At 45.5% G+C, this 23366-nt stretch carries 15 protein-coding genes; 6 read left to right on the forward strand and 9 right to left on the reverse strand.

All coding sequences use genetic code 11. The features are described from left to right. The 3 genes from BN93_RS11010 to BN93_RS11020 all read right to left on the reverse strand — a co-directional run. A partial coding sequence (locus BN93_RS11010; protein WP_044260626.1) for an NAD(P)/FAD-dependent oxidoreductase occupies positions 1-659 on the reverse strand: 659 nt, incomplete at its 3' end. A 1083-nt stretch (positions 660-1742) separates the two neighbouring features. Continuing rightward, a complete protein-coding gene (locus BN93_RS11015; RefSeq protein ID WP_019188374.1) occupies positions 1743-4094 on the reverse strand; it encodes a TonB-dependent receptor domain-containing protein in 2352 nt (783 codons plus the stop codon). Between the two features lie 442 nt (positions 4095-4536). Beyond that, positions 4537-6249, reverse strand: coding sequence for a glycoside hydrolase family 10 protein (locus BN93_RS11020; protein ID WP_044260556.1), 1713 nt, complete (start codon positions 6247-6249; stop codon positions 4537-4539). A 261-nt stretch (positions 6250-6510) separates the two neighbouring features. Here BN93_RS11020 and BN93_RS11025 point away from each other — a divergent pair, with 261 nt between their 5' ends. From BN93_RS11025 to rpiB, 6 genes are all read left to right on the forward strand, one after another. Then, entirely contained in the window at positions 6511-6999 is a 489-nt protein-coding gene (locus BN93_RS11025; protein WP_019188376.1) for an outer membrane beta-barrel protein, read from the forward strand. Between the two features lie 459 nt (positions 7000-7458). Continuing rightward, complete coding sequence (locus BN93_RS11035) at positions 7459-8112, forward strand: DUF4468 domain-containing protein (RefSeq protein ID WP_019188378.1); 654 nt, start codon at positions 7459-7461, stop codon at positions 8110-8112. Positions 8113-8178: 66 nt separating this feature from the next. Then, positions 8179-8394: a hypothetical protein gene (locus BN93_RS11040; protein WP_019188379.1), complete on the forward strand. Its 216-nt coding sequence runs from the start codon at positions 8179-8181 to the stop codon at positions 8392-8394. After that, positions 8395-10692: a putative porin gene (locus BN93_RS11045; RefSeq protein ID WP_019188380.1), complete on the forward strand. Its 2298-nt coding sequence runs from the start codon at positions 8395-8397 to the stop codon at positions 10690-10692. It begins immediately after the preceding gene. 332 nt (positions 10693-11024) lie between these two features. Further along, on the forward strand, positions 11025-13043 hold the full coding sequence (locus tag BN93_RS11050) for a transketolase family protein (RefSeq protein ID WP_019188381.1): 2019 nt from the start codon (positions 11025-11027) through the stop codon (positions 13041-13043). Position 13044: 1 nt separating this feature from the next. Beyond that, a complete protein-coding gene (gene rpiB / locus BN93_RS11055; RefSeq protein WP_009229717.1) occupies positions 13045-13488 on the forward strand; it encodes a ribose 5-phosphate isomerase B in 444 nt (147 codons plus the stop codon). Between the two features lie 152 nt (positions 13489-13640). Here rpiB and BN93_RS18020 read toward each other — a convergent pair whose 3' ends face one another. The 6 genes from BN93_RS18020 to dapA form a co-directional block, all read right to left on the reverse strand. Further along, positions 13641-13799 carry a hypothetical protein gene (locus tag BN93_RS18020; RefSeq protein WP_198007516.1) on the reverse strand — a complete coding sequence of 53 codons (159 nt, stop codon included), beginning with the start codon at positions 13797-13799 and terminating at the stop codon, positions 13641-13643. Positions 13800-14110: 311 nt separating this feature from the next. After that, complete coding sequence (locus tag BN93_RS11060; RefSeq protein ID WP_019188382.1) at positions 14111-15775, reverse strand: MFS transporter; 1665 nt, start codon at positions 15773-15775, stop codon at positions 14111-14113. A gap of 132 nt (positions 15776-15907) precedes the next feature. Beyond that, a complete protein-coding gene (locus BN93_RS11065) occupies positions 15908-18067 on the reverse strand; it encodes a S9 family peptidase (protein WP_019188383.1) in 2160 nt (719 codons plus the stop codon). Between the two features lie 139 nt (positions 18068-18206). Then, on the reverse strand, positions 18207-20090 hold the full coding sequence (yidC, locus tag BN93_RS11070) for a membrane protein insertase YidC (RefSeq protein ID WP_019188384.1): 1884 nt from the start codon (positions 20088-20090) through the stop codon (positions 18207-18209). Positions 20091-20183: 93 nt separating this feature from the next. Beyond that, positions 20184-21788 (reverse strand): CTP synthase, encoded by a 1605-nt coding sequence (locus BN93_RS11075; RefSeq protein ID WP_019188385.1) that lies wholly within the window; start codon positions 21786-21788, stop codon positions 20184-20186. A gap of 320 nt (positions 21789-22108) precedes the next feature. Next, positions 22109-22996 carry a 4-hydroxy-tetrahydrodipicolinate synthase gene (gene dapA, locus BN93_RS11080; RefSeq protein WP_019188386.1) on the reverse strand — a complete coding sequence of 296 codons (888 nt, stop codon included), beginning with the start codon at positions 22994-22996 and terminating at the stop codon, positions 22109-22111. Positions 22997-23366: the final 370 nt, after the last annotated feature.

Below are 23366 nucleotides of genomic sequence, written 5' to 3' on the forward strand. Positions count from 1 at the left end.
GATTCGGGCGACATGGCCGACAACAATCTATTGCCAGCCTCGATGAGATAGATGTTCATTAAGCTGGGGTCTAGGTCGTGATAATCGTGTGGAAGGATGGTACGTTTCATTTCAGAGAGCACGCCTGCTATCTCAACGCCCGTTGCTCCGCCGCCAACCACCACCACATTAAGCAGCTCCTGCTGTTCTTGTTTCGTGGCACAGGTTATGGCACGTTCGATGTTCGATAGTATGGCGTTTTGCAAGCCCATTGCCTCGTCCACTGTTTTCATGGGCATGGCCTGCTCTTCAACATTCTTATTGCCAAAGAAATTGGTGGTCGTGCCAGCCGCCAACACCAAATAATCGTACTCCACCTTCCCTATTGAGGTCTGAATAAGTTTTTTTTCGGGGAAGATGGCACGCAACTCGGCCATTCGGTAATAGAAGTTCTTGTGCTTTTGAAAGTTTCTGCGGAAAGGAAACGATATGGAACTGGCCTCCATTCCTGCCGACGCCACCTGATAAATGAGCGGTGGAAATTGGTGATAATTGTTCTTGTCGATAAGTATCACTTGATAATCGGTGCCTTTCAGTTTGTTTGCAACCTGCAAACCACCAAAGCCACCACCAACTATCACAATCCGCTTGCGGCCGTCTTTTGCTATATTTAAACTCATTTTCTTTGTATTTTACCTAAAACAATCTTTCTTGTGGGGCTTGCCCACCATGCAAATTTACATAATTTATTGCGGAAAAGAAGTTGGTAAACCTTAAAAAAGTTATTGACGACCGATAAAAACTTTGAAACAGGAAATGAAGACGTATTGACTTTTGATGTTGCTAAAAATTGATGCGGGGGGTTATTGTTTCCGTGATGTCAACACAAGATAAACACTCCTATTTCATATACGGAGTACTCACGGGGTTATAAACTCACGGAAATCCAACAATTCCCGAATAAATCGACTCGTCTACTTACAAATTCATTAACTCACCGACTCAGAATCTTAAATTGTTGTTTTTATTTTACAATACCGCCCAAATTTTCACTCCGTTCTAGCGAAAATATAGGTCATGAAGTGGGTAAAAAGCCACTAATTCTAGCCTTTCACGTCTCTTGCTCTGTCTATTTTTAAGTGCAAACCCTGCATTTAGCACCATTTTGCCTTTCTAGTTTGGTTGCCGGCTCGTAATTTTTCAAGGTCAACAACTCGCTTTTAGCCCCTAAAAAACCACTTTTTAATGGGTATCTTTCCCTTTTTAGCCCTACTTTTAAGGGTTCAAAGAGGTTTTATTTATACCAATCGCTGTGTATTTTTATGCTTTTTGACTTGTGTTTAGCCGCATTTTGCCTTGCATTTAGCACCAAAACGCCTTGCATTTAGCACCAAAACGCACTGCATTTAGCACCAAAATGCACTGCATTTAGCATCAAAACGCACTGCATTTAGCACCAAAACGCACTTCATTTTGCTACAAATAGCCTAAAAAGGGGTGTTAGTGGCGGTCTGTCTAAATAAAAATTCATTTTGACTGCATGTACAACTACCCCTTTTACATCAAAACCAACTTTCACGAGAATCGATTTTTTGAGGCAAGGTGAGTGATTGGTGGACAAAATAGGCACTCAGAATGTTAAATTTCTTACTGAAAACTAGACAAAAAAACAATTATATCTCACGGATGTACTCTCACACCAATTGCTGTTTGTTAGCAAATAAGATAAAAGCAAGCCATTGCATCTCGCAGTTTTGCCTATGTCACAGCCTATTCATTTCTGAAGAAATTGAAGAGTGTGTCTTTGCCGTTCGGTGTTGATTGAAATACCAGGAAATATTTAATCTAACAGACCGCGAATCCATCCAAGCACGTCCGTTTAATAAAACACCTTGGAACCTGCCACTAATTCGAGGTGTAGATGTGTCAAATATATCTGTCAGCTTTAAGCTTGCTCGTAGTTTTCTTTCAAAGAAGTGCTTTACAACAGAACAATTGAGAGAAGACGATGAACTATACTCTATATAGCCACTGCTGCCAGCCCCATTGTGCGAATAATCCAAACTTACCTCCCACTGATGTGGGAAAGTAAAGCTATTGTTTAAAGAAAGAATGACAAAGGGCTTGCTTACCAAGTGCGAAGAATGCTCTTTGGTACTAGGAAGAGTAATGAAATTTTGAATGAAACCCAACATAAACCTAGGTTCGTATAGACCAAAGCGTGGGGCGGCATTAACTAGTGCCTTAAAACCTTGCATATAACTTAGGTTTTGAGATGTTACTTTGATTCGATGTTCCCCATGATACGAATTCAATTCGAACGTTTCTAAGATAGGACGATGGGTATAAGTGTAACCAACCGATAGATACAGCCAACGATACGAGCAGTCGTAGCTGATGTTATGCACAACCGAACGCTCTAAACTAGGGTTGGATTGCTTGATGTTGTACCGATTGAGGTACACATCCCCACTTGCCAGTTGACTGAATGTGGGATATATTATAGACGAATTATAGCTGAGTTGGTGCGTCCAACCTTCTTGTGCATAGGAAAGAGACAGAGAAGGCAGAAGAGTTTGGTAACAAAAACTTTCGGTTTCTGTTTTTCCCGCATGGTCTTGATAACGCTTATTCGTTCTTTCAAAACGTAATCCCAAACCCATATTCCATCTTTGGTTGGGCATTGTACAATCAACACCTAAGTATCCAGCGCCTTTAATTTCCTGAATTGTGTTGTCAGTAGGTTGGGCATCAGCAATGTTTAACCTTGTCCAACCTCGTATAACAGATTTGCTCCAATCGCCGCCCACTTCGATTTTGGTTCTCCGTGCTTGGTAAACAGCACGAGGCGAGAAACCCCATAACGAACTGTTTCCCCTGGAATAAATCTCAGTAAAACGCATTTTCTCTTGTAGATGCTGTTCAGATGTGGTTCGTTGTTGGTACCAGTCCGAGGCGAGGTCTATTGTCCAATGCTTACTTAAAACTCCTTTATAATAAAGATTGATGTTATCCTTTATATTATGACTTGCTATGTTGCTCTCGAAACCCTCATAGAGAAAATCATTACCTTTCCATACAGACAAATTGCCAAGCAGATGTACATTGGAACGTGACGGCTGTCTTGTGTATCTCAAATTGAGTTGATGCTTGTCTGTGAAGTTATATTCAAGATTGGCAAAATACATTTGCTCGCTGTCCTTGTTTTTCTTTTTCGTATCTTGCGACCTTACCTTCCATAGAGTTGCGGAATGCAACAATTCAAATGTGTTTTCTTGTTGTGGTTGCGACTGATAAGTAGTATTGTCGGCACCAAGAGTTAGGCTAATTCTTTTGTACCGATATCTCACTTCCCCGTCTATGCCTTGCGAAAACTTGTGATTGATTCTGGTATAAGAACGCAAAAAGGCTGAAACTCCTTCGAGCAATGTACTTGTATGGATAAACACCACGCTCCCTACTTCTCCTGAATACCGAGAACCAGGATGCCTGTCTATCTCAACAGACTTGATTGCCTTAACGTCAATGCGCGCTATTTCTTCTGCCGTAGCAGGGCGGTTGTTGAGGAAATATTTTATCTCACCTTGATTTATCGACTTCAACTGGTCGCCTTGCATGTAAAATCCTGGTAGCTTTCCAAGTAAATCGTTTATATGGCTCTCTGAACTGAGGGAAGTGCCAGCTACATTGCACACCAAGTTGTTGCCTTTGATTGAAAATGCTTTCTTGTTGCCTTTGACAACAACCTCAGCTAGGCGAACTGAGGAAGTTGGCAATACAATGGAGCCTATCTTGGCAGGAGTTGTAAATGTGGTTTGATAACCAACAAGACTGACTTTAAACAAAACACTGTCAATAGGAGTATCGAGCGAGAGTGTAAACTCTCCTTTACTATTGGTAACAGTCCCCTTTATGAGCACAGAATCGGGTAAGCTTAAAACAACAACATTAGCAAACTCCAAGGGTTGTCCTTCGGAGTCAAACACCCCACCTTGATAAGTCTGTGCTTGTGCGTTGCCTATCCAAGGTATAAGAATAAAGAGAAAGCGTATTATACGCTTAGTGAAGAGCAAGTTAAACGCTTTCGAACTCTTCTGATAAAACTCGATACGCATACTTCTTTTTTTGAATTAACGCCTTTTGCAAAGGCCATTCCTACCAAGTTTTCTTACTTTAATACGTCGTTGAGACCATCCTCCAATACATTTGGAGAATAGAATTTTCGTTATATGCACTAACATCCTAAAAGAAAGGCTTTTGTTTCTTGTCGTGTTAAGAAATCAAAGTAGTAAGCTTTCTTTCTGACATTAGTAATTGCTCTGCATGATTTTTTCGTAAAAACACATGCGGAAGTAGTCTTGATTATTGACTATAAACGGAGCGGTATTACTCCCTTCGTGCTCCAAACACCAAGACTATCGTCCGTTTATATACAAAAGCTATGGGCAAAGATACGAAAAAAAACAAATTACGTTCTTGTTTATCGACAAAAAATGCAGTTACAAACATGCTGTAACCTGTTGTCTTGCCTATGCTGAAGTTTTAAGCACTAAGGTTTCAGCGTTTTTTAGTGAACATTCCCAAACGATGCCCCACCCCCTTATTGTTAAGGGCACGCAACACGTATACCCCATTGGTTATGCCGCGCACATCAAGCTTATCGTTAACCGAAGAAAGCGTTGCAACGTGTTGACCTTGCAAGGTTTCAACAACCCAAACACGTCCCCACAAAGCATCGGCCGACTTGGGCAGCAACACCTTTCCATCACTGAAAGCCAGCATTTTAAGTTCGTTTCTGCTGCCGCCTGCCGCCTTTCGTGTTTGCAGAGGTTGGCTTTCGTTGCCATACCTGTCCATCGTTGTTATGGCAAAATACATTTGTGCGTTTCGCGGACTAACCTCAATACTGTTCTTTGCATAGCGCATGGCTATGAGATTGCGACCATCGGTAACGTCAACAGGATAAGACGAGCTGGCATACACATTATATAATATATATGGCGAGTTGTTGGTGCTACGGCCACCACGCCAACTAACAAAAACGTTTCCGTTTTCTTCGCTCGTGTTTAAGTCCGTTGGAGGCGATGGTAGCTTGCTGTTTTCCCATGTCAGAGCAGGCGGCAGGGCCAAAGTTGGCGTAAAAACTTGTTGAGCATAGGTGTATATGCCCTTCAAGTTATCGGTAAAGAACTTACTTCTGAAATAGGCATGCCCCATACCATACTGCCTAGACACTTGCATTTCGCGCGTTATGATGTCGAGCGACCAATTCTTTTCGTTGGGCGACATAAAGTAAATACCCAGTCCAGGCACCACCATTCGCCCATAACTCTGTTCTGCCCAGTCGATAGCAAAAGGGAAAAAATTGTTGCCTTGGAAGTACATCATGGGGAAAAGGGCATCCATTAGCCCATCGCGCAACCAGCCTTGCGCATCTTGGCAAACCTTGGTGTATGCGTTCCAGCCATTACTTGCAAAACGGCTAAGGTCGTTAAACTTGCCAATAGGCGAACAGCTATATTTTACCCAAGGTTTATTGGCCTTTACTTTCTCGCCAATAGCGCGCACAATGGCCGTAATGTTTCGCCTTGCAGCATCGTGGGGAATGTTTATTTTCCATGTTTCAGGATAACGAATATAGTCTAGATGCAAGCCATCAATGTCGTAGCGGTCGGATATTTCTTTGCAGATGTTGGCTAAATAAGTGGCTGTCGTGGGATTTTCGGGGTCCATATAACCCTCTTCGCCAATCCGTTTTATCAGGTGCGGATATTTGTTTCTCAGCGTTTTGCAACCCAGCGCGTTCCACTTTCCCACGGGAATAGTCACCACCCAAGCGTGCAACTCCATCCCTCGCTTATGGCATTCGTCTATGGCAAAGGCCAAAGGGTCGTAGCTTGGCGACCTTCCTGGTACGCCAGAGAGGCATCCATCCCACGGTTCGAGCGATGAAGGATAGACTACCGTGCCGCGAATGCGTGTCTGAAATAAAACGGTATTGATGCCTGCGCGTTGAAGTTTGTCCAGGATGCCACGTAATTCTTGCTTTTGTTTGCTTGCCGCCAAATCGTTTTGAGCATACGAACGTGGCCAATCCAATCCGCCGATGGTGGTGAGCCACACCGCTCTAACCTCACGTTTAGGCAGTTTCCACCCGTTAAGTCCATTGGGTTTTGAGAACGAAAACTTCTGTGCGAGGAGCGTTGTCGCGACAAAAAACGCGAGAAACAACAGCAAAAATCGACGTGAAAATGAGGATTGCTTTATCATCAGAATATCTCTCTTCTATATGTTTGTGCCTTGTATTGTTGTTTAGGCCTTCCACATGCAAGCGCAAAGAGGCCTAAATATATAATGAATGCAAAGATAAGTATATTTCTCGCATTTGTCGAATAATTTATTTACTTTTGCAGTTAATGTGACTTAAAGCCTGTTTAAGGCGGTTTTTTGTGGCATTGTGCCAACCGCTAGCAGGACAACAGTTGCAGAAAGAGAATTATCAAAATTGAATTTAAGATTAATCCCGTAGAAATGAAAAAGAAATTAGGTTTGCTTTTCGTGTCGTTGATGCTTACGCTCACGGCAAGCGCACAATTTGAAGAGGAAAAAGTGTATGTGGCTGGTTCGCTTTCGGGGCTGGACATCAACTACAACGGCAACAATAAGTTTAGTTTCGGCGTGCAAGCTAAGGCCGGTTATTTCTTTGAAGACGACTGGATGGTGTTAGGACAGTTCGCCTACAACCACTATGGTAATGAAACCGTGCCCGATTATATTTCTGTTGGGGCAGGACTAAGATATTATATTGAACAAAACGGCCTATTTGTTGGAGCCAATGCGAATCTTGTACACACCTACCACAACTATAACGACATCATGCCAGGGTTTGAGTTGGGCTACGCCTTCTTCGTTAGTCGCACTGTTACTATCGAACCATCGCTGTACTACAACCAATCGTTTAAAAGCCATTCCAAGTACTCAACGGTTGGCCTCAGAATTGGTGTAGGTATTTATATTTAACCTTCTGTTAGTCAGAAAGGAATAAGAACCTTTACAGATATAAATAAGTGTAGGCTGGCTTAGGGACAAATACTCCACAGTGTTATAAACATTCCTTGTGGCTTTTAAGGTGCTGTCCTCTGCTATATCCAAGCTTGTTTCATTCCTCAAAGTGGCTCGCATGCGGATGTTTTTTGTCCATCGCATGCGAGCCACCTCAATAACTCTTCGTTGTGCCTTTTAGTTAAATATTGAATATTGGCGGCGCATCCATCTATTTTTTTGTAAATTTGTATGTTGAAAATGTGGGCAAACAAGCGGCAAACATAGGGTTGCACAACCTTGTTAAGCCTGCCAACACCACATTCAAACAATTAAAGATAACGGCAAATGATGCAAACCGTCAGCAATATAGGCCGCCAACAACGCAAACAGCAATTATATTCATCCACAACGAGGTAAGTAATAAAGTTTATTATAATGAAAAGGAAACTATTTTTAGCACTACTCTTCGTTCCCGTTTTCACGTTCGCACAAAACGATTGGGAACGTCCACAAAGTAAGGAACAAAACAAATCTACACAAACAAAAAGCAAAAAAGAAAGCGCAACCACCACCGAACAAGCCAAATACCTAGAAGGCGCAGTGCCAATTGTTGACGGCAAGGTGGTGTTTGATTACGAACTAGACCTCCCTGGCAAAAGTGCACAAGAAATTTACGACGCTACCTACGCGGCGATTGAAGACTTAACCAAGGGCGAAAACCAATTCCCCGAAAGTTCGATTGCACTGGTTAACAAGAAAGAACATATCATTGCGGCACGATTTAAAGAGTGGTTGGTGTTTCAAAGCACTTTTCTTTCGCTAGACAGAACAGTGTTTAACTACACGCTCATTGCCAAATGTTCAGACGGAAAGCTTAACCTAACACTCTCGCGCATTAGCTATGCCTATGAGATGAACCGCGGTGAAGGCAGCGGAGTGGAGGCTACAGCCGAGAAATGGATTACAGACCAATATGGATTAAACAAGGCTAAGACCAAGCTTAGCAAGATGTCGGGCAAGTTTAGGCGCAAGACCATCGACCGTAAAGACGAGGTATTTGAGACCATTAAGCAGCGATTGAGGCAATAAAACACCGTGCCGACCACACCAATTCCGCACATCAAGAAACAAAATAGCAACACAAATAGCATTTGTATGGAAACGCAATATCCACAAAGAAGACATAGAAGACCAGACAAGGAGCAAGACCAATTCTTGCCCATAAGGAACATACTGAATATTATTTTCATCATCGGAGCCATTATTGGCGTATCCGTATATTTCTTATCAGACACCACCGTAGGCACGTTTATCGTGCTTGGGTCGATGGTTTTCAAGATTGCCGAAACAATACTTCGCTTTATTCGTTAGATGAACAGGTTATTCATGCTGGCCGCAATGCTGTCGTTGGCACTGTCGTCGGCACTTGCACAAGACGACTTCACTCGCTTTGACGAGGACGGAAACTTCTCAACAGGCAAGAAAGAGAACAGGAAAGACTCGCTGGGTTCTAACAAGGAGATACCCGTGGGGCTGAAAGTGTGGACCGTAGACCCACGCTTTGGCGACCGCATTGCGGCGCAACCCGACACCCTCTCGCACATGTTTATGAACAAAGCCTTTACCTATGGCATGCGAGGTGAGTACAATATGCTGGGCAACTTGTCGTCGCCCAGACTCAATCGCGTGTTCGTAAACAGGCCGGCTGATGGTCAGTTTATCTTTACTGAGCCTTATAGCTACTTCATTGTGCCTGCCGACAAGTTCCTTTTCACCAATACGCTGTCGCCCATAACCAATCTTAGCTATTTCAGTTGCGGCGACAAGACCGACGGCGAAGACCATTTCACGGCATTATTTGGCGTGAATGCCGGCAAACGTGTGGGCGTTGGCTTTAAGTTCGACTACAACTATGGGCGCGGTTTCTACCAAAACCAAAGTACGGCCATGTTTAATTACACCATGTATGGGTCGTACATCGGCGACAGATACCAAGCGCATCTGTTGTTTTCTACCAACCATCAAAAGGCTAGCGAGAACGGGGGAATAACCAACGACAACTACATTACCCATCCAGAAACGTTCAGCGAGAACTTCACCACGAACGAAATTCCTACCGTCTTAACCAAAAACTGGAACAGGAACGATAATCTTAGCGTTTTTTTCAGCCATCGTTACAACATCGGCTTTAACCGAAAAGTACCCATGACCAAAGAAGAAATTGCTGCCAAGAAGTTCGCAATGGAGGCTAAAAAAGACAAGAAACAACGCGAAAAGAAACAAAATGGCCGCACAAGTAAGGCTGGCGATAATGCAACCGACGACAAAGCGTATGGCGGTCGCCCCGACAATGCAAAGATTGCAGGCACTGAACCAGAAGATTCGGCACGCTCTACGCGCCGCATTACCGTTAGTAGCAAGGCACAAGCAGACAGCTTGATGGCGCAAAACGAGCAGCCAAAGAAAGATACTTCGTGGCTGAAAAACGAGTATGTGCCCGTTACGAGTTTCATACATACGCTTAAATTCGAAAACTACAAGCGCATTTACGAGGCTCACCAAACGCCAACCAACTACTATGCCAACACATATTTTAACGCTGGCAAGCTAACAGGCGACTCCATTTTCGACGAAACACGCCACCATAGGCTACAAAACACGTTGGCTTTGGCCTTGCTCGAAGGGTTCAACAAGTGGGCTAAGGCAGGCATAAAGGCTTTTATAAGCAGCGACATACGCCACTACGAATTGCCCAACACGCAAGGAAGGCTAGAAAGTTTTAACGAACAAACCATGAGTTTCGGCGGACAATTGGCCAAGACGCAAGGCAAAACCTTACACTATGGCGTTACGGCAGAGACGTGGTTCTTGGGCAAAGACGCTGGTCAACTGAAAGTAGACGCCTCGGCAGACCTTAATTTCCCGTTGCTCGGAGATACAGTCAGCCTCGCTGCAAACGCTTTTTTCCATCGAATTAACCCAGGTTTCTACTTCCGTCACTTCCAATCGCGCCACTTCTGGTGGGAGAACAACAACTTATCTATGACCATACACTCACGCCTGCAAGCCACGTTGAGTTCTCAAAAGACGCGAACCAAACTGCGTTTTGCCGTAGACGAGTTGAAGAACCACACGTATTTTGCACAGAACTACACCATAAACAGCGACTTTACACGCACGGGCAACACTGTAAACGTTGAGCAAAGCAGTGCAGCGATAAACCTGCTAACGGCCGAATTGGCACAAGATGTCACCCTCGGACCGCTCAATTGGGAGAGTGTAGTAACATGGCAACACACCAGTCATCCCGACGTTCTGCCCCTACCCTCCCTCAATATCTACACCAATCTGTACCTGCGGTTTAAGATAGCACGCGTGTTAAAGTGCGACTTCGGAGCCGACATGCGATACTTCACCGCCTATAACGCACCCGATTATAGCCCTGCGCTGGGGCAATTTACCGTTCAAGCCCAAACCGACAAGGTGAAAATTGGCAACTATCCGCTTGTTAACGTGTACGCCAACTTCCATCTTAAACAAGCCCGTTTCTTCATTTTGATGAGCCACATCAATGCGGGCAGCGGTAACAAAAAATACTTCTTCGCTCCTCACTACCCACTTAACGACCGCATGTTGTACTTCGGGCTAAGCTGGAACTTCTTTAACTAAGGCTTGTTAAACGAGATGTCAGCCAACAAGGCAAGCTCGCCCAGAGAAGTGAATAGACAAAAAGAAACTGGCCGCAACCGCTCTTATCTTCGTAATAGATAGCGTGTTGCGGTCTTTTCGCTTTATTTCACCCATCAAACAACAACAAACAAACGCCTTACCCCCAGCAACAGCACTTGCATTTAAAATTGCTATAAAGTGAAAGATACACCTAAAATCAATTGTTTTATTGAACATAAAGTTGTAACTTTGTTTCCATATTCAGGAAGGAATGACTCATCCCGAAAGCAAAACACATATTAACGAACATGTTTAACTAAAAACCACAATACATGAACGATAAGAAATTGATGAATTTGGCTGCGGACAACATACGCATTCTGGCAGCGTCAATGGTAGAAAAAGCCAAGTCTGGACACCCTGGCGGAGCGATGGGTGGTGCCGACTTCATTAATGTTCTCTTCTCAGAGTTCCTTGTTTACGACCCAGAAAACCCCTCTTGGGAAGGTCGCGACCGCTTTTTCCTCGACCCAGGGCACATGTCGCCCATGCTATATTCGGCCTTGGCGCTGCAAGGAAAGTTTACGATTGACGAGCTTCAGCAATTTCGCCAATGGGGTTCGCCCACTCCTGGACACCCCGAAAGAGACGTGCAACGCGGTATAGAGAACACTTCGGGACCCTTAGGACAAGGACATGCCTACGGTGCAGGTGCTGCTGTTGCCCAAAAATTCCTCGAAACGAAACTCTCGCACACCATGATGCAGCACACCATATATATATATATATCCGATGGTGGCATACAAGAAGAGATTTCGCAAGGCGTTGGACGATTGGCCGGCGCACTGGGATTAGACAATATCGTGATGTTTTACGATTCGAACGACATTCAATTGTCTACCGAATGCGGTGTAGTGACATGCGAAAACACTGCCGCCAAATACGAATCGTGGGGTTGGAAGGTGATAACCATCGACGGAAACGATGCCGACGAGATACGTCGAGCACTGAACGAGGCCAAAGCCGAGAAAGTAAAACCCACACTTATCATTGGAAACACCGTGATGGGCAAAGGCGCATTGCGAGCAGATGGGTCGAGTTTCGAACACCACATCGGCACACATGGCGCACCACTCGGCGCAGAGGCCTACCAAAAAACCATCGTTAACCTAGGCGGAAACCCCAACGAGCCTTTCGTTGTGTACCCCGAAGTGAAAGAACTCTATGCAAAACGCAATGAAGAACTAAGAGAGATTGTAGCCAAAAGACGCCAAGAAGAAAATGAATGGGCCAAAAACAACCCACAACTAGCCGCACAAATGAAGGAGTGGTTCAGCGGAAACGCGCCAAAAGTGGATTGGAGCACGCTGACCCAAAAGCCCGATGGCGCAACGCGTGTGGCCTCGGCTGCATGCTTGGGACTGCTGGCCGAGCAAGTTCCGAATATGGTTTGTTCGTCGGCCGACCTCTCTAACAGCGACCGCACAGATGGTTTCCTCAACAAAACGCGCGAAATGAAACGTGGCGACCTTTCGGGAGCCTTCCTCCAAGCTGGCGTAAGCGAACTTACCATGGCCTGCATGTGCATTGGCATGTATCTACATGGGGGCGTAATCCCTGCTTGCGGAACTTTCTTCGTATTCTCCGACTATATGAAACCTGCCATACGTATGGCTGCCCTCATGCGTGTTCCCATCAAGTTTATTTGGACACACGATGCTTTCCGTGTCGGCGAAGACGGTCCTACGCACGAACCAGTTGAGCAAGAGGCGCAAATCAGGTTGATGGAAAAGCTGAAAAACCATTGCGGCGAAGACTCTGTTCGCGTTTTCCGCCCTGCCGACGTAAACGAAACAACCGTATGTTGGCAAATGGCAATGGAGAATATGAACACGCCAACGGCGCTTATTCTTTCGCGTCAGAATGTGAAGAACATACATCCCGAAACCAATTACGAACTTGCTCGCCGTGGCGCGTACGTTGTTGCAGGCAGCGACAGCCAATTCGACGTTATACTCTTGGCCTCTGGCTCGGAGGTAGCAACATTGGAGGCTGGTGCCGAGCTACTAAGAAAAGACGGAGTGAAAGTACGTATCGTGAGTGTTCCTTCCGAAGGATTGTTCCGCATGCAAAGCGCAGAATACCAAGAAGAAGTATTACCCACTGGTTCTAAGATATTCGGCTTAACAGCGGGGCTACCCGTAACGCTGCAAGGTCTTGTTGGCTCTAACGGAAAAGTTTATGGGCTAAACAGTTTCGGCTATTCGGCTCCCTTTAAGGTGCTAGACGAGAAGCTAGGTTTCACCGCAGAGAATGTATATCATCAAGTTAAATCATTAATAAGAGAGTAGTATGGAAATAAAAACTATTGGTATCGCTTGCGACCACGCAGGCTTCCCGCTCAAACAATACGTTCTCCAATACTTGGAAGAGCATGGTTATCCGTACAAAGACTATGGCACATACAGTGACCAAAGCAGTGACTATCCCGACTTTGCCCATGCCTTGGCCGAAGGTATCGAAAGCGGTGAGGTTTATCCCGGCATTGGCATCTGCGGAAGTGGTGAGGGCATGGCCATGACCCTCAACAAACACCAAGGCGTAAGAGCCGGATTGGCTTGGATGCCTGAGATTGCGCAACTTATCCGCCAACACAACGACGCCAATGTGTTAGTTATGCCAGGTAGGTTTGTAGACAACAAAACAGCAAAGAAGATTCTCGACGGGTTCTTCTCTGCCACTTTCGAAGGCGGACGACACCTCAATCGGGTGAAGAAAATCGCCATTAAAGAATAAATAGCGCGGCTCAACCAGTTTCCCCTCGGCAATAGTTGGCCTGAAACAACGCTAAGAAATACAAAATGGAAGTCATAAACACTTCCTCCTCCTTCTTTTTAAAAGGCTCACGGTTTATCCGCGAGCCTTTTAATTTCTCTTCGTCAGACAAGTTAAGCTTGTGCTTGATAATCATTTACAACAATAACCATACGTGCAGGTTTATTACCAGCCTCTCGCTTATCGCGATGAAACTTGGTGTAGTAAACCTTTTCCAACTCTGCCCAGGGAAACATTTCATCGAGAACGCCCCAACGGTCATGCTTTTCCAAATCTTCAAACGAAGATCTGAACAAATCCAGGGTCAGTTGTTTATTCTGCGATGTATACTGTGTATTCCTTTAACACTGTAAAGGTACTAACTTTATGTGAAAAAGATGAATAAAATAGTAAATACATATCTAATAATCAGCGAGTTGCAATTATTCTGTAAGCACTAGTTAGTAAATGTTTTAATAAGTCGATTGGGGCTAAATAAAAGTGGCTGAACTTCTGAGAAGAAATTCAGCCACCATATTATATTGTGCCAACTATGCCAAACAGGGCATATACACACATAAGCATGCTAAACATAACAAGTTGCTTATTGCTTAATGTTAGGTTCTTCTAGGCCGTAACCCTTCTTGCGGTCTACAACGCGAAGGTACAAGCCTAGCAACAAAGCCACCAAGCCCAACATAGCCAGCATGAGCAAGGGGTTGGTGTAGTTGTAAGATGTTGCAGCCTCGGCGGGTGAAAGCGTGCCTGCTTCAAGGCTTTGAACAATGTCGGGGTTGGAGGCTTTCAGTATCTTACCAATCAATAAGGGGAAGAGCCACAAACCAATGTTCTGTATCCAAAAGATTAGTGCGTATGCCGAGCCAATGATTTTGCTGTCTACCAACTTGGGAACCGATGGCCACAACGATGCAGGAACCAACGAGAAACTAGCACCAAGAATAAGGATGGTGACAAAAGCGAGTGTTACACCGCCAATTTCGTTGCCCTTAAACATGGGGAGAACAAAGGCAAACGTAAGGTGGCATACGATAAGGAGCACACTACCCAACACCAACATGGAGGCTGCCTTACCCTTGTGGTCGACATACTTGCCCAAGATGGGAGTAATACCTACGGCCAAAAGTGGGAATACAGCAAAGATGGCCTCGGCCGATTGACGCTTGTAAGCGATAAAGCAGTAGCCTACAAGGAATACTAACGAAACGAGAAGCAAACCATACTTTAAGGATGTCTTCTTGCTGAAATTGCTGGTGAAAGCCGTGGCAGCAATGGTTATCATCACAAAATACTGGATAATGGTAACCGTATTGGATGCCCAGAAGTCGCCTTCGGCCAGGTGTGTGAAGGTTAGGTTGCATTGCAGCATGTTAACTGCATACTTTTGGAAGGGGAAGATGGCCGAATAGTAAAGCACACAGAGCAATGCAACAATCCAAAAGCCCTGACTGCGGAGTATCTGGCCAATGTCCGAGATGCGGAAGGGATCGTCTTTCTCTTCGGCCTCGCCTGTTTGTGCATCTAGTTTCTTATCCATAAAGAAGTAAACTACAAACATGATTAAGGCAATCATCAACAAGATAAGGCCGAATGCGGCTGAACGAGAAACGTCTACACGTCCGAACAAGCGGGCGAAAACGGGTGAGAAAATCATACAGGTGGCAACACCAAGTCTTGCCAAGGCCATTTCTGACCCCATAGCCAAGGCCACTTCTTTGCCCTTAAACCATTTTACGATACCACGCGAAACGGTTATACCGGCCATCTCGGCACCACAACCGAATATCATGAAACCAATGGAGGCCAATTTTGCAGAGGCTGGCATACCTGCATAGAAGGGAGATACGCCAAGTTCGTCGAACAAGGGGATATAGTTGAGGTTATCCGAAAACCAATGTTCGAGCGAAGACCCCATGAACGATTCGGTTACGGCGTACCAATTGATACAGGCTCCTGTGAGCATAACGAGTCCGGAAAGTATGGCTGTAAAGCGCACACCCATCTTGTCGAGGATAATTCCTGCGATGATGAGGAAGAAAATAAACACGTTAAGGAAGGTCTCCGAGCCAGCGTATGTGCCGAAAGCGGTAGAGTCCCATCCACGTGTGGATTCCATCAAGTCCTTAATTGGCGACAAGATATCCATAAAGATGTACGCGAAGAACATGGCCATAGCCAATAGCAACAAGGCCGTCCAGCGTGCTGCTGCTGAATCGCGTAAGGTGCTTGTTGCGTTGTTGATTGTTGTCATAGATATTAATAATTATTCGTTAGTATTGGTTTATCTCACTTAGTTGACAAGTTTTAATATGCATAACTCGACTGTTTAAAGCGTTGATAAGTTGGCAATTCAACAAGTTAACGCCAACTTATCACCACGTTTTTATTTCTTCAACCATCGGTCGAGCCACTCGAAGAACGTGCGTTGCCATAGCACGCCGTTTTGTGGTTTAAGCACCCAATGGTTCTCGTCGGGGAAAATAAGCAACTCGGCAGGGATGCCTTTCATACGTGCAGCGTTGAATGCACTCATGCCTTGGGTGGCGTTGATACGATAATCTTTCTCGCCGTGAATGCAGAGTATGGGCGTATCCCACTTGTCGATAAAGCGATGGGGCGAGTTTTCGTATGTGCGCTTGGCATTGGCCGTTTGGTCTTTGTTCCAATACGCATCGTCGTATTCCCAATTTGAGAACCAATTCTCTTCTGTTTCGGTGTACATGGCTTCGAGGTTGAAGGCACCATCGTGAGAGATGAAAGCCTTGAAACGCTTGTCGTGATGACTGGCCAAGTAGTAAACGCTGAAACCTCCAAAGCTTGCTCCTACGCAGCCAAGACGGTCTTTGTCTACGAAAGGTAGGTTGGCAACAGCATCGTCCACGGCGGCTAAGTAGTCCTTCATACAGAGTCCGGTCCAATCTCCTGATATTTCATCATTCCATTCAGAACCAAATCCAGGCAAACCACGACGGTTAGGGGCGATGATTACATAGCCGTTGGCGGCCATGATTTGGAAGTTCCAACGATAACTCCAAAACTGACTAACGGGACTTTGTGGGCCTCCTTCGCAGAAAAGCAAGGCGGGATATTTCTTATTGGGATCGAAATGCGGTGGAAGGATAATCCATACCAATTCTTTCTTGCCGTCAACGGTGTTAACCCAACGTTGCTGAACCTTGCCCATTTCAAGTTGATCGAAGATGTGCTTGTTTTCGTCGGTAATCTGTTTTACGTCGGCTTTCTTCTCTTTCTTAGAAGGTGTCACAACGAAAAGTTCGTCGGGGTGCGAGTAGCTGTGGCGCATGGCGAGCAGCTTACCCGTGTTGCCCAACAACTGAACCGAGGCGTAATCGTGCCAGCCCTCTGTGAGTTGCATCACTTTACCAGCCAAATTGGTTTGATACATGTTTACACAGCCGTGCCAAACACCGATGAAATAAAGTGTTTGCGAGTTGGCAGCCCAACAATAATCGTCTACATTAGAATCGAAAGACTCGGTAACATAACGTTTCTCGCCCGTTGCAAGCGTATATATGCAAAGGCGGTTGCGGTCGCTTTCGCAGCCATCTCGTTTCATGCTCTGCCAAGCAACGTACTTGCCATCGGGAGAGAATTGGGGATTAACGTCGTAACCCACATTATAATCCTTGGCTTGACGGTTCACGGCTTGGTTTCTCAACGATTTGGTAGCGTCTACGGCTGGAGCCTTATAGTCGGCAGGCTTGCAAAGGTTGGTTGTTTTTCCTGTTGCCAGTTCGTACAAATAGATGTCCGAGTCGGTCGAAATGGAATACTCGCGCCCTGTTTTCTTCCTGCAAGTATAGGCAATTGTCTTAGAGTCGGGGCTCCATGCCAATTGCTCAACGCCGCCAAATGGTTCCATTGGACATTCGTATGGTTCGCCTTCCAACAAGTCCCTACCTTCGGTTATGCCGTCTGCTTGAACATCGGCCACAAAGGGATGTAGTATGCTTTCAACATAGTGGTCCCAGTGGCGGTACATCAAGTCGGTTACTTTTCGACCTGTGGCCTTGGGCAGATCGGCAGGGTTGGCTTGGATAACGCCTGTATATTTGATTGACTTAATAAGGATAACCTTCTTACCATCGGGCGAGAACTTAAAGCCTTCGATGTCGGTGGCACTGCGTGTAAGTTGCTTTCGGTCGGAACCATCGGGGTTCATACTCCACAATTGACCTTTTGTTAGGAACGCAATACGGCGTCCGTTCTCAATCCAAGCAGCGTCGGTCTCGTTGTCGGCCGTTGTGGTGAGTTGTTTTTTGTTTGTTCCATCGGCATTAGACACAAAGAGCATGTGATGTCCCTTGTTCTCTTGCACGCTGTAATAAGCCACGCGATAAACAACGAGCTTACCGTCGGGCGAGGCTTGTGCCCCACCGATGCGCCCCATTGCCCAAAGGGCCTCAGGTGTCATAAGGTCGCTTTTTAAAGTAATTTCGTTCTTACCGATCATGGTTTGGCCAATTGATTGCGGCGCGACAGCCAACAAAGCCATTGCCGCCAGGGCTAGAGATTTCTTCATAGGTTTTAGTGCTTTTAATTCCTTATTTTAAAAGACGGATTACAGTTGTGCGCTCGTTAAGGCACAAACCATAATCCGTCGGATGCTTTAAATTCGCTTGTTATGTTGTATCAATTGAATTAGGGGTTATTCACTCGGCTCACTTCTTGCCAAGCTGCTCGCGTTTGCGTTGCAATTCTTGTTGCTGTTGCTGCATGGCTTGCAGGCGAGCAGATAGGCCTTTAAGTTTCTGCGGGTTGTTCTGTGCCTCCTTATAGTTGGCTTCCAGTGTACTCAGCAGCTTTTCGTCGTTGGTGGTCTTACGCAAGAACCACATGATGGCAGCACTGAAGAACAGGCTGACGAAATAGTAGAAGTTAAGTCCTGATGAGTAATCGTTGAACATGAAGAAGAACATCACGGGCATGAGGTACATCATCCACTGCATCATCTTCATTTGTTCGGCCTGCTGACCAACCATTTGGTCGCGCTGTTGGCGCATGGTCATCACCGAATAGAGCACGTTCGACAAGCAGAAGAGAATGCAAGTGAGCGAGAGGTGGTCGCCAATGAGCCAAATGTTGTGTCCCCACTCCAACACGGGGTCGTAAGTGGAGAGGTCCTTTATCCACAAGAAACTTTCTCCGCGAAGTTGGATGGCATTGGGAACGAAGTTGAACATCGCAATCCAAATGGGCATTTGTATAAGCATGGGCAAGCAACCAGAAAGCGGACTGACACCATATTTGGCGTATTCGCTCATCATGGCCTGCTGTTTCTTCATTTGGTCTTCGGGCTTGTTAAACTCTTTGGTGGCTTCTTCGAGTTTGGGCTTAAGCACACGCATCTTGGCCGAGCTTAGGTAGCTCTTCTTCACCAAGGGGAAAGTGATGAACTTTAAGAGTAAGGTAATGAGGATAAGTACCACACCCATGTTGATATTTAGTCCCGTTAGCCAGTCGAAGACATAGAGGGTGAACCAACGGTTGATGATGCGGAACAGCGGCCAGCCCAAGTAAACGAGCCTTTCTAACTCTAAATCCTTACCGAAATGGCTCTTGCTTTCCATCTTTTGGAGCAAGCGGAAGTCGTTAGGACCGTAATAGAAATCGAGTTGTGTGGGTTGTGCACCCGTTGGGTCGAAGGCAGTTTTAAGCTTGGCTTGATATTGTTTGAGGTATCCCGAACCCTTTTCTTGGGGGATGCTCGTTAGTGTGGCGTTCGTGCCGAAGTCGGTTTTAGCAATCATAACAGCCGAGAAGAATTGGTTTTTGAAGGCCACCCAATCTATTTTGTCTTCAATAACCTCGTCTATTTTCTCAGAACTCTCGCTTAAATAGTCTGTACCGCCCTCCGTTTTGTGGTAGGTTAACGACGCATAACGGTTCTCAAAGGTAAATCCTTTCTCTTGTTGTGCACATCTTTCTTGCCAATTAATGTCCACAGTATTAACCGAAGGGTTGAGTATTCCACCCATTCCCGTTGCCGAGATGCTTGTGTGTAGCATGTATTCGTTGTCCAACACATACTTAATGGTAAGTGTTTTGCCTGCTGCTGCCTCGGCTGTGAAGGTAACGGTGGTGTCGGTAACTTCCGAAGGTGTAAAGAATAGGTCGGCCGTACTTACATATCCGTCCTTAGTTGCGAATGTGTAGTTAAGGCTTTGATCTTTTCCTTGAAACAAGGTAAGGTCTTTATGGCCGTTTCTGTCGGTAAAGTTGTTTATCAGCACCTTATCTACCACGCCACCCTTGGTGTTGAGTTGAAGTGTGAGTTTGCTATTCTTCAACACGATAGGTTTAGCCTCGCCAATCAGAGCCTTATGAAACAGGGCACTTGTGTCGGTGGTAGCCTGTTGTAGAGCCTCTGCGCGTGCTGCATCGGCCTTAGTCTTGGCCTTCGTTTGTTCTTCCTTGTTTTTCTTTTCAATCAGTTCCTTTTGTTGTTGCTTAGCCAATTCTTCCTCCGAAGGACGGTTCCAAAGGCTGAAACCAATAAGCACTAAGCCAATGAGAATGAAACCGATAAGATTGTTTTTATTCATTATGTCTTGCCCATTTATCCCGTTCTGTCATCGCCAGGCATGATATCAATGGCTGCCCAACGCCCTTTACGGGAGATAATCAGAATATTGTAATTATTTTTTATTTGCTATTGCCGTCTTAACGAAATCTACAAAGAGGGGGTGTGGATTGAGCACCGTGCTTTGGTATTCGGGATGGAATTGTGTGCCGATATACCATTTTAGCCCCGGTATCTCCACGATTTCTACAAGGTCGCTTTCAGGGTTCTTGCCAACACAAGCCATTCCTGCACGCTCGTATTCCTTTTGATACTCGCTGTTAAACTCGTAACGGTGGCGGTGTCTTTCCTGTATATGCTCGTGTTTATAGATGTCTAGCACACGCGAAGTCTGTTTCAACACACATTCGTAGGCTCCCAGACGCATTGTTCCGCCCATGTTGGTGATGTTCTTTTGTTCCTCCATGATGTCGATAACGTTGTGTTCCGTCTTCTCGTCCATCTCTCTGCTGTTGGCATCTTCGTAACCAAGTACGTTGCGGGCGAACTCTATCACCATCATCTGCATGCCTAGACAAATGCCGAAAGTGGGCATGTCGTTTGTGCGAGCGTAATGGGCAGCAATGATTTTACCCTCAGTGCCACGTTGGCCAAAGCCAGGACAGATAACGATACCATCCATGCCTGACAGCTTTTCGGCCACATTTTCTTTCGTAATCTTCTCCGAGTTGATGAAAGTAAGCACCGTCTTATAGTCATTGTATGTGCCTGCTTGGTACAAGCTCTCACGAATACTCTTGTAAGCATCCTGCAAATCATACTTGCCAACAAGACCGATATTCACCTCGCTGGTGGCTTGTCGGCGTCTTTCCAAGAACTTACGCCAGGGGCCAAGTGCAGGTTTCTCGCCGATAGGCTCGCCCATCCGTTTCAATATGGCCACATCCAGCCCTTGTTCTTGCATCCTTACAGGAGCCTCGTATATGCTTGGCAGGTCTTCGCTTTGCACAACGCAGTCTAAATCTACGTTACAGAAAGCTGCAACTTTCTTCAATATACCTGCATTTAACGTTTTCTCGGTGCGCAGAACCAACACGTCGGGCTGTATTCCAACGCTTTGCAGCTCTTTAACGCTATGCTGTGTGGGTTTGGTTTTAAGCTCTTGGGCGGCTTTCAGATAAGGAATGTAGGTAAGATGCACACAAACGGCTTTCCTGCCCAACTCCCATTTCAATTGCCTGATGGCTTCGAGGAAGGGTGTAGACTCGATATCGCCCACCGTTCCGCCAATCTCGGTAATAACAAAATCATAGTGATACTTCTCGCCTAAAAGCTTTACGTTACGCTTAATCTCGTCGGTGATATGGGGAACAACTTGAATGGTCTTTCCCAAGTAGTCGCCCCTTCGCTCCTTATCAATAACCGCTTTGTATATCCTACCTGTTGTCAGCGAGTTGGCCTTGGTGGTCTTGATGTCCGTAAAGCGTTCGTAGTGTCCCAAGTCGAGGTCTGTTTCCATCCCATCCACTGTGACATAGCATTCGCCGTGTTCGTAGGGATTGAGCGTTCCGGGGTCGATGTTGATGTAAGGGTCGAACTTTTGGATGGTGATGTTGTACCCTCTCGCTTGGAGGAGTTTGCCTATAGACGAGGAGATAATGCCTTTGCCTAGCGAAGAAACTACTCCACCCGTTACGAAAATATACTTAGTCTCTGTCACAATGATTATAATTTATTTGTTTATAAACGCAATATGTATGTTATGGAAACCTAGATGCCATTGGCAATATGCTGGTCTCTTTTTCCTAAACTGCAAATGTACGACAAAAAAACGATATGCACAAGAATTAAAGAAACGTTATAAAGCGTACGCAACAAAATTGCCGTTTCGGCGCTGTTCTATGTTGCAGTTTGGCCTTTAAACTCCACGCATCTAAAACATTGAACGTCCCTTAAAGTAAGCCATTCGAAAAGCCGTATGGTGCTTTTGCGCAGCCTATATAAAAGTGAAATGGAAGAAACATCTTGCCTTTCGTCCACTTAGATGCGCATTTCTTGCAATATCGCAGCCATTTTCTGAACCGTTGCCACACGTGTTGGCACGAGCGGTAAGCGCAACTCGTTCTCGATGAAACCCATCTCGTGCAACAAGGCCTTAACGCCTGCGGGATTTCCATCAACGAAAAGCAAGCTATATAGTTCGGTAAAGCGGTGGTGTATCTTGCGGGCTGGCTCGTATTCGCCGTTAAACTCTAAGCGAATCATTCGTGAGAACTCGCGCGGCAGGGCATTGCCGATAACCGAGATAACACCTGCTGCCCCACTAGCTATCATGGGGAAGGTAAGCGCGTCGTCGCCACTCAGCACATCGAAGTGGGCTGGTTTGTTCTTTATTATCTCGTCCACCTGCTCCAAACTGCCGCCCGCCTCTTTTACGGCTACGATATTACGGCAGTCGTTTGCTAGCCTAACGGTTGTTTCAGACTTTAAGTTGATGCCGGTTCTTCCTGGTACGTTGTACAGCACAACAGGCAACGGACAATTATCGGCAATCATTTTGAAGTGCCGATAAAGGCCCTCTTGCGAAGGCTTATTATAATAAGGACAAACGCTCAGTATGCCATCTACCCCGCGAAGGTCGAACGATTGTAGTTCTTTCACCACGGCCTTGGTGTTGTTTCCGCCGCAACCCATCAGCACGGGCAGCCTTCCTTGGTTTACTTCAACAACGAAACGTTTAATTTCGGCACGCTCTTCCTGATCCAAGCAAGGGCTCTCGCTTGTGGTGCCAAGTATGCAAAGAAAGTCGGCGCCATTGTCCGTTTGGTATTCGATGAGTCGTTTCAATGCTGCATAGTCTATCGATCCGTCCGTTTTAAATGGTGTCACAAGGGCGATGCCCAGTCCTTTGAATATGTTCGTTGCCATAAAATAGGTTTCTTATGTTTGGATAGTGCAAAGGTAAGGGAAATTGAATGAATAACAAAACCTAAATAAACGGAATTTTACACCACTCTAAAATAATCGCTATTCACGGCATAAAATATGGGTTTGTGTTAAAACTTTTAGCACATTATGAAGTACAAACACCTGCATCCATGCCCCTTTCTCACGCTTTAGTGCACACATATATGACCAAAGACATTAGGTCTTGCATGTAACTGCCTTTTGTCGTAATATACACATGCTACACATACATCAGTACAGGCTGTATCGTACTGATGGCGAAGTAAGTTCACAGACACACGAACCATAGGCAGAGGACAGAAACACATCGCCTACTACGTAAGCATCCAAT

It is taken from the genome of Prevotella conceptionensis 9403948 (assembly GCF_000312305.1).
Lineage (GTDB): Bacteria > Bacteroidota > Bacteroidia > Bacteroidales > Bacteroidaceae > Prevotella > Prevotella conceptionensis.

Coding starts and splice junctions, on each gene's coding strand:
- dapA (WP_019188386.1), bottom strand. CDS start 22,996: ATGGCAACGAACATATTCAAAGGACTGGGCATCGCCCTTGTGACACCA.
- BN93_RS11035 (WP_019188378.1), top strand. CDS start 7,459: ATGAAAAGGAAACTATTTTTAGCACTACTCTTCGTTCCCGTTTTCACG.
- yidC (WP_019188384.1), bottom strand. CDS start 20,090: ATGAATAAAAACAATCTTATCGGTTTCATTCTCATTGGCTTAGTGCTT.
- BN93_RS11015 (WP_019188374.1), bottom strand. CDS start 4,094: ATGCGTATCGAGTTTTATCAGAAGAGTTCGAAAGCGTTTAACTTGCTC.
- BN93_RS11065 (WP_019188383.1), bottom strand. CDS start 18,067: ATGAAGAAATCTCTAGCCCTGGCGGCAATGGCTTTGTTGGCTGTCGCG.
- BN93_RS11040 (WP_019188379.1), top strand. CDS start 8,179: ATGGAAACGCAATATCCACAAAGAAGACATAGAAGACCAGACAAGGAG.
- BN93_RS11025 (WP_019188376.1), top strand. CDS start 6,511: ATGAAAAAGAAATTAGGTTTGCTTTTCGTGTCGTTGATGCTTACGCTC.
- BN93_RS11020 (WP_044260556.1), bottom strand. CDS start 6,249: ATGATAAAGCAATCCTCATTTTCACGTCGATTTTTGCTGTTGTTTCTC.
- BN93_RS11045 (WP_019188380.1), top strand. CDS start 8,395: ATGAACAGGTTATTCATGCTGGCCGCAATGCTGTCGTTGGCACTGTCG.
- BN93_RS11060 (WP_019188382.1), bottom strand. CDS start 15,775: ATGACAACAATCAACAACGCAACAAGCACCTTACGCGATTCAGCAGCA.
- rpiB (WP_009229717.1), top strand. CDS start 13,045: ATGGAAATAAAAACTATTGGTATCGCTTGCGACCACGCAGGCTTCCCG.
- BN93_RS11050 (WP_019188381.1), top strand. CDS start 11,025: ATGAACGATAAGAAATTGATGAATTTGGCTGCGGACAACATACGCATT.